Below are 7,725 nucleotides of genomic sequence, written 5' to 3' on the forward strand. Positions count from 1 at the left end.
TGCACGACACCTTCTTCTTCAACGAGAAGGAAGACGGCGAGCGCATGTTGCTGCGCACGCACACATCTCCAGTGCAGATCCGCGCGATGAAATCTCAGGAGCCACCGCTGCGCCTGATCATGCCGGGCCGCACATACCGCTGTGACAGCGACCAGACCCACACCCCAATGTTCCACCAGCTGGAAGGCCTCGTGATCGACAAGACCACGCATATCGGCCACCTGAAAGGCACATTGGAAGAGTTCCTCAAAGCGTTCTTCGAAGTGGATGATGTAGAGCTGCGCTTCCGCCCAAGCTTCTTCCCGTTCACCGAGCCATCCATGGAAGTGGACGTGAAGTGCGACCGCTCCGGCGCTGAAGTGAAAATCGGTACCGGCAACGACTGGATGGAAATCCTCGGCTGCGGCATGGTGCACTCCAACGTTCTGCGCAACTGTGGTCTCGACCCGGATGTGTACCAGGGCTTTGCATGGGGCATCGGCATCGACCGTCTGGCCATGCTGAAATACGGCATGAACGATCTGCGCGCCTTCTTTGATGCAGACGTCCGCTGGCTCAAGCATTACGGCTTCCGCCCGCTGGATATGCCAGCGCTGGTCTCCGGTCTTTCCAAGTAATTTGGTCCAAACGTAAAGAGCTAATAAAATGAAATTCACCCTTTCCTGGCTCAAGGACCATCTTGAGACCGATGCAAGCCTTGATGAAATTGTAGAGCGCCTGACGTTGATCGGGCTGGAAGTGGAAGAAATCTCCAATCCAGCTGATCGCCTTGGCACATTCAAAATCGCCCGCGTTCTGGAAGCCGAGCAGCATCCGAATGCGGACCGTCTTCGCGTGCTGAAAGTGGACACCGGCGAAGGTGAGCCCCTGCAGGTTGTCTGCGGCGCACCAAACGCCCGCAAAGGCCTGATTGGCGTGTTCGCAAAACCGGGCGATTACATCCCCGGTCTGGACGTCACATTGTCCGTTGGTAAAATCCGCGACGTGGAAAGCCACGGCATGATGGCCTCCGAGCGCGAGCTGGAGTTATCCGACGAACACGACGGCGTCATCGACCTGCCAGAAGACGCGCCAGTCGGCACCCCGTTTGTTGCATATGCTGGTCTGGACGATCCGGTCATCGAAATCGGCCTGACTCCAAACCGCTCCGACTGCGCAAGTGTGTTCGGAATTGCGCGTGATTTGGCTGCTTCCGGCTTAGGAACGCTAAAAACCCCGCAAAAAACGCAAATCAACGCACATAGCAACGCAAACGACCTAAAAATCCTTTTGGATCTAGGGGATAGCCCGGAACACTGCCCTGCATTCGGCTATCGTGTGGTCCGTGGTATCAAAAACGGCCCGTCTCCTAAATGGATGCAGAAGCGTCTGGTTGCTATCGGTCTGCGCCCGATTAATGCCCTCGTGGACATCACCAACTACATGACTTTCGATCAGGGCCGCCCGCTGCATGTCTTTGATGCAGATAAGGTTTCCGGCAACCTGACCGTCCGTCACGGTAAGGCTGGCGAAGAGCTTGTTGGCCTCGACGGAAAAACTTATGCCGTCGATGAGAACGTCGTTGTCATTGCTGACGACAACGGTCTGGAGTCCCTCGGCGGAATTATGGGTGTAGAATCAACAGGTTGCGACGAAAATACCACAAACGTGGTGATTGAAAGCGCTCTCTGGGATCCGCTCAACATCGCCCGTACAGGCCGTAAACTGGGAGTATCTACCGACGCCCGCTACCGTTTTGAGCGTGGTGTAGACCCGGCGTATATGGTAGAAGGCCTTGAAACTGCAACGAAATTGGTCATGGACCTGTGTGGCGGCGGCGAAGCATCCGACGCGCACGTTGTAGGAGAAGTGCCACAGGAAGAGCGCATCATCGACTTCCCACTCAGCGAAGTCAGACGCCTCTCCGGTCTGGAAGTATCCCACAGTGAGATCAAAGCTATCCTCTCCCTGCTCGGCTTCTGGGTCGCTGGCAACGGCGATGTGGTCAAGGTTTCTCCCCCAAGCTGGCGTCCGGACATCTTTGGGAAAGCTGATTTGGTAGAAGAGGTTATGCGCATTGTCGGCATCGACAAAGTGCCAACTGCTACCCTACCGCGCATGGAGCCAATCTCCCAGAAGGTTCTGACTGTTAGCCAGATCCGCCGCTCTAATGCCCGCCGCGCACTCGCAACACGCGGCATGGACGAGGCCGTTCTGTGGTCCTTCATTCCAAAAGCCCACGCAGAGCACTTCGGCGGTGGTAACTCATTGCTATCATTGGCAAATCCGATCTCCGCAGACATGTCCGACATGCGTCCGTCTCTGCTGCCTGGCCTGCTCACCGCAGCACAGCGCAACGCAGACCGCGGCTACGCCGACGTCGCCTTGTTCGAAGTCGGTCAAGTCTTTGAAAACGATAGCGAAAAAGGCCAGAAGATGGTCATCGCCGGCATCCGCCGTGGTACCGCCAAACCAACCGGTTCTGGTCGCCACTGGTCCGGAAACGCTGAAAACATTGATGTTTTCGAAGCGAAGGCTGATGCTGGTGCAGTACTGCAATCCATTGGTGCACAGGTAAACAACCTGATGGTCTTCACCGACGCTCCGGATTACTACCACCCAGGCCGCTCCGGCGCCCTCAAAATGGGCCCGAAAAACACCCTGGCGTACTTCGGTGAGATCCACCCTAAGACCTTGGAAGCATTAGACATTGAAGGCCCGCTCGTGGCGTTCGAAGTCTTCATCGACGCTGTTCCTCAGCCGAAGAAGAAAGCGACCAAATCCAAGGGTGCGCTGAATGCTGCGGATCTTATGCCGGTAAAACGGGACTTTGCGTTCCTGGTAGACAGCTCTATCCCGGTTGAGAAGCTCCTGAAAGCTGCCAAAGGTGCGGATAAGGCGTTGATCACAAACGTGAATCTCTTCGATATCTACGAAGGGCAGGGCGTGCCGGAAGGCCAGCGCTCCCTCGCGATCGATGTAACCCTGCAGCCGACCAAGAAGACCCTCACCGATGAGGATATCGAGGCGGTCTCAAACAAAATTGTTGCGTCCGTTCAAAAGGCTACCGGCGGTACCCTGCGCGGATAACTCCCGCTGAACAGCGCTGACGAAACACAAAAACGCGGATTCCGGAAAATTTCGGAATCCGCGTTTTTTAATGCGAAATCGGCGAAATTCGACCCGCCAGCGGGGGCATAACCTCACCCGCCCACGGGGATATCCAGCCCGTCAAGCACAGCCCAGCCCCAGAACCCAGCCCAGAAACCCAAACCACCCAGCGTCAGCCTAAACCGCCCCCTCGCGCCCGTCCGCCTCATCCAGCTGCACAGGCTCAGAGATCACGCTCGCTCGCCCGCAGAACCCGCGCCGCCGGCGCCGCTGCATACGCTGGCAGTCCTCGTCGCTCAACTCCGCTTCGGGCAGGCAGGAGCCATCGGCTGCAACGGCGCCGCCCTCAATCTTCAGCGCAAGCCCCTCCGTCAGCGCCGTCGCAACCACCGTGCGGGCGTGGGAGACCAGGCGGGAGAACGTAGGCCGCGAAATCCCCATCAGATCAGCAGCAGCCGTATGTTCCAGCCCTTCCGCATCGGCCAGACGCAACGCCTCCATCCCGTCCTGCGATAAAACCGCGGCCTGAAGCGTGCGCAGCGGCACGCCCTGCGGCTTGAAAAAGCGCACTCCTGCGGTTCCATGAATTCGGCGTGGTTTTCTTGGACGTGGCATAACAAACACTCCTTTCACAGCCTCTCCCATAAGAACCATCAGTGATTTAGGCAGGGGAGACGCACAGCAACATAAATCTAGAGCAGGGGCGTGAGGAAAAGAGAACGCGGCCAGCTCTAGTGAGCATATGTTCATTATACTGCGCCTCTCATCAGTCTCTGACAAGCTAGGAAAAGAACATATGCTCATAAACTCACCGCACCACAACGGGCATAACCAGCAGCACACAGGGGCATAAACAGCAAAACCGCCCGAAGCTTCCACCCCGAGCGCGCCAACCCAATAAAATTCTATGCTACATGTTCGCGGTGATAAGTCCGGTGCGAACCTCGTCCTCCACCTCAATCATGGAGTAGTTCCTCAGCAAACCGTCCTGATCAAAAAACAGGGCCACTTCCTTGGTCGTCACATCCTGCCCGCTGGCAAGCAAATCAACCACAGGAATGAAGTTCTCAACCTTCGCCTGCGTCCGTACATGCCTGTATTTCCAAATCTCATTGCCACTATCGGTAAAATCAGTGGTGTTCGGATCGCCCAACGCAACGCGCACATCTTCCTTGGTTGTCTTGCCGTTCTCCAGCTGGCTTTCCAGCCCTTCACGCGTCAAATGCCGAAGGCTCTCATTGCCAACAGAAGCGCAGCCAGCCACAACCAGCCCAAGCCCCAGAGCGAGGATAACGTGCACAATTCGCAAATCTATGCCCCTTTGCGTTGGTTTGCGTTGCTCCGTAAATGCAACGCACAGCGAGTTCTTCTTAACTGGGAATAGAACTTCGTTCTCTTAGCCGAGCGTGCCGCCAGAGCGCAGCCCTGTAAACCTGAGATAAGACTCGTGTAAGAACTGTCAGGGGGCAATAGAAAGAGGGAATTACGAAATTAAATCAAAGCGCTAGAGGGCGCCTTAGTGCACACCAAACACCAAAGCCGGCAAAAAAGCCTGCACACTTCATGTGGAAGAAACCACCACACGCCCACGTGCACCAACGGGCATAACCCGGCAAACATCATTTTGCGTTGCTATGCGCAACTTTGCGTTTTTCTGCGTTCCTATGAAATTCGGGAGATCAACGAACCTGAGCGCACCGCTAAACCCGAAATCTACGGCAAAAAAGGGGAATAAGTGCAACAGCCCTTCGCCTCATACAGTGCACCAACCACACCACCCAAAATCCAACTTATCCCCGCACACTCAACCAGCTTCAAACCACCTCTCCCTCCACCGTCATTCCACACACCTCCCTCCTGTCACGCCACACCCCCCGTCTCATCATCCCGCACACCTCCATCTCGTCATCCCGCACTTGATGCGGGACCCAGCTGGAAATCACCCCTCATAACAAACTGCATGTGTCATGATGTCGTGGCCTGACGTGACGAACGCTGACATAGCAGGAGTAGTATCTGGAGTTGATTTGACAGGCTCGCTGCCTCGGCCCTAGATCCCGCATCAAATGCGGGATGACGTCTGTGGGGAGGCTAGCCTGCATTCTAAAACGGCCCAACATAAACTAGAAACCGCAATTTATAATGGGAAATTCACTAGCAGACATGCAGGGCACATGTCTTTTTTAGTCAATGAGCCAGTAAAATTTAAGATTGCTCATTGCTTGGGGTTTCGGAGGTTAGGGCCATCTATCATCTGCATTTTTAACAGCAGATAGTAGCATTCGCATCGTGTGAGGCTAAGAGATCAATGCATAATCTGAGCCGATTTGTAGCAGTTAGAACTAGCCGGTTTTAGCTTTTGCTACTATTATTGATAGGCATTATAAAAATAGACAAGCTAAGGTTTAGTTCGTCAGATATTGGAAGTAAAACATGGCAAATCCAAGAGCATTTATTAGTTTTGATTTTGATCATGACACTGTTGAAAAGACGTTATTTGTTGGGCAGGCGAGAAACTCACGAACACCATTTGCAATTGAAGATTGGTCTGCAAAAGAAGCTATGCCGCAAGCCCAATGGGAGCGTATAGTCGGTGAAAAGATAAGCAAATGTAATATGTTAATTGTCTTGAGTGGCCAGACAATGGCGAGTGCTTATGGCGTTGCTAAAGAAATCAAAATGGCCAAAAGCAAAAATGTTCCTGTGTTCGGAGTGTACGTCGATGGTGCAAACTCAACAAGTAACTTACCAGAGGGACTAGCGAGAAATAGGACAATTGCTTGGGACTGGAACAAGATCTCTAGTGCAATTGATCAAGTTATGTCCGAGGGGAAAAATAGGTAAGTGTTTCGATGAAGAAAGCATTGGTGGTAGGGATAAACGATTATCCAGACAATGAGTTAGAAGGATGCGTAAAAGATGCGGAAGCGGTTACGACAACATTGGAATACAATGGTGATGGGACCCGCAATTTCTCCGTAAAGACAGTGAAATCTACTGCTGATGATGTCACGCGACCTATTCTGAGAGCTGCGGTTACAGATCTGTTTCGGGGTGCCCCCGAAATGGCACTATTTTACTTCTCAGGGCATGGCTACATGGAGAGCCGGGGAGGATATTTGGTTACTTCCGATGTTGCAGAGTATGAAGAGGGGGTATCTATGGAGGAGGTCTTAAGGATTGCAAACTCCTCCAAAGCTAAGAATAAAGTCATTATTCTTGATTGCTGCCACGCAGGGGCTTTCGGTAAACCCGATCTAGATGGTGGGAATGTTACTAGTATCAGTGAGGGACTGTCGATCCTAATGGCAAGCGCCCATGATGAGACTGCGATTGAGAAGGATGGTGAGGGGGTTTTTACTTCTTTGCTAATTGATGCCCTCCAAGGTGGGGCTGCTGATTTACGTGGCAACATTACTCCAGGTTCACTTTATGCGTATGTTGATGAGGCGTTAGGCGCGTGGGATCAAAGGCCAATTTTCAAGACTAACGTTTCGACCTTCGCAACTATCCGTGAAATCCCGCCCAAAATTCCTGTAACAACAATGCGAAAACTAACGGAGTATTTTGAGGAGGCTAACTCTCATCTCCAACTCAATCCAACATTTGAATTTACTGAAGATACGGCAATTGAGGAGAATGTAGGGGTATTAAAAATACTTCAAAAGTTTCACGGTGTTGGCCTGGTTGAGCCTGTAGGGACTGATCATATGTATTATGCGGCAACTGAGCGAAAAACATGCCGCTTAACTGCAATGGGATGTCAGTATTGGCGGCTGGTGAAAGAAGGCCGACTATAGCAGTTATGGATCAACATGAACCTGCCTGATATTCTAAAGGAACTAAATCTAGCGTCAGCTCTATTGGGAATTGCCGTTCTGTCTCCGGGTTTTATAATAGTATTTTGCCGAAGCCGGTACGTGACTGGCCGAGTTTCTAATCTGTCTACATTTGCAATGGAGTTCGTTGTCACGTCGAGTGTCTATTATTCTTTTTCCGGACCAATATTTATTATCGTAGATGCTTACAACTGGTTTAGTTTATCTATTTTGGTCTTCTGGGGGCCAATAATTGTTGGTGTGACACTTGGTGGTTTAACTCAGTGGAAATGGGCTAAACAATGCAGAAACTTTCTGGGGCTCAATCCAGTGACGCCTCATCCTACGGGCTGGGACACAGCTTTTGGTACTCTAACTGGGGACGTCTGGTTGACTGTGCATACCGTTGACCTTGGTGTGTTGCACGGTAGATTTGGATATCGCTCCAATGCATCTAACGATTTGAGCCGAAGAGATATCTTTATTGAAGAGCTTAGAGGAAATGATTTTGCAAAGTTGGGGGAGGCGGACGAGATTAGGGGGGTCTGGATTAAAGAAGATCAAATTATTGCAGTTGAAATTGCGCAGGATAGGGATTTAGAAAATGACCAGCAGTAAAAAAAGCGGAAGTCGTGTCTCAGGAAGAAGTGTAGTTCAAAACAGTAGAAGGTCTCAGGCAGGAGCAGCGGTTGAGACCTCTGTTTCGAAAGGATATAATGCTCCGAAGTCCTCGAAAGGAGGAGGTAAACCGCCTTCATTTAGTAGTGGAATCGGCTCTCCTAAAGGCACAAAGAAGTAAACTTTATCGCCCCCCCCC

The 7,725-nt window shown here is 52.0% G+C and carries 7 protein-coding genes; 5 read left to right on the top strand and 2 right to left on the bottom strand.

Going from position 1 to position 7,725, the window contains the following annotated elements:
• Both pheS and pheT read left to right on the top strand, forming a co-directional pair.
• A partial coding sequence (pheS, locus tag PsW74_RS29665; RefSeq protein WP_244277853.1) for a phenylalanine--tRNA ligase subunit alpha occupies positions 1-617 on the top strand: 617 nt, incomplete at its 5' end.
• Between the two features lie 28 nt (positions 618-645).
• Complete coding sequence (gene pheT, locus PsW74_RS09200; protein ID WP_063286699.1) at positions 646-3,069, top strand: phenylalanine--tRNA ligase subunit beta; 2,424 nt, start codon at positions 646-648, stop codon at positions 3,067-3,069.
• A 198-nt stretch (positions 3,070-3,267) separates the two neighbouring features.
• On the opposite strand, the gene PsW74_RS09205 is transcribed toward pheT, so the two are convergent.
• Together PsW74_RS09205 and bamE are read right to left on the bottom strand one after the other, a co-directional pair.
• Positions 3,268-3,840, bottom strand: coding sequence for a DUF134 domain-containing protein (locus PsW74_RS09205; RefSeq protein WP_208987913.1), 573 nt, complete (start codon positions 3,838-3,840; stop codon positions 3,268-3,270).
• Between the two features lie 160 nt (positions 3,841-4,000).
• Positions 4,001-4,390 (bottom strand): outer membrane protein assembly factor BamE, encoded by a 390-nt coding sequence (gene bamE, locus PsW74_RS09210; RefSeq protein WP_244271719.1) that lies wholly within the window; start codon positions 4,388-4,390, stop codon positions 4,001-4,003.
• Between the two features lie 1,133 nt (positions 4,391-5,523).
• Between bamE and PsW74_RS09215 the strand changes: the two genes are divergently transcribed.
• The 3 genes from PsW74_RS09215 to PsW74_RS09225 are packed head-to-tail and all read left to right on the top strand — an operon-like array spanning position 5,524 to position 7,526.
• Entirely contained in the window at positions 5,524-5,934 is a 411-nt protein-coding gene (locus PsW74_RS09215) for a TIR domain-containing protein (RefSeq protein ID WP_063286701.1), read from the top strand.
• Between the two features lie 8 nt (positions 5,935-5,942).
• A complete protein-coding gene (locus PsW74_RS09220) occupies positions 5,943-6,890 on the top strand; it encodes a caspase family protein (RefSeq protein WP_063286702.1) in 948 nt (315 codons plus the stop codon).
• Between the two features lie 15 nt (positions 6,891-6,905).
• A complete protein-coding gene (locus PsW74_RS09225; RefSeq protein ID WP_063286703.1) occupies positions 6,906-7,526 on the top strand; it encodes a DUF6338 family protein in 621 nt (206 codons plus the stop codon).
• Positions 7,527-7,725 lie beyond the last annotated feature (199 nt).

The sequence above is a fragment of the Pseudovibrio sp. W74 genome (genome assembly GCF_001623085.1).
GTDB lineage: Bacteria > Pseudomonadota > Alphaproteobacteria > Rhizobiales > Stappiaceae > Pseudovibrio.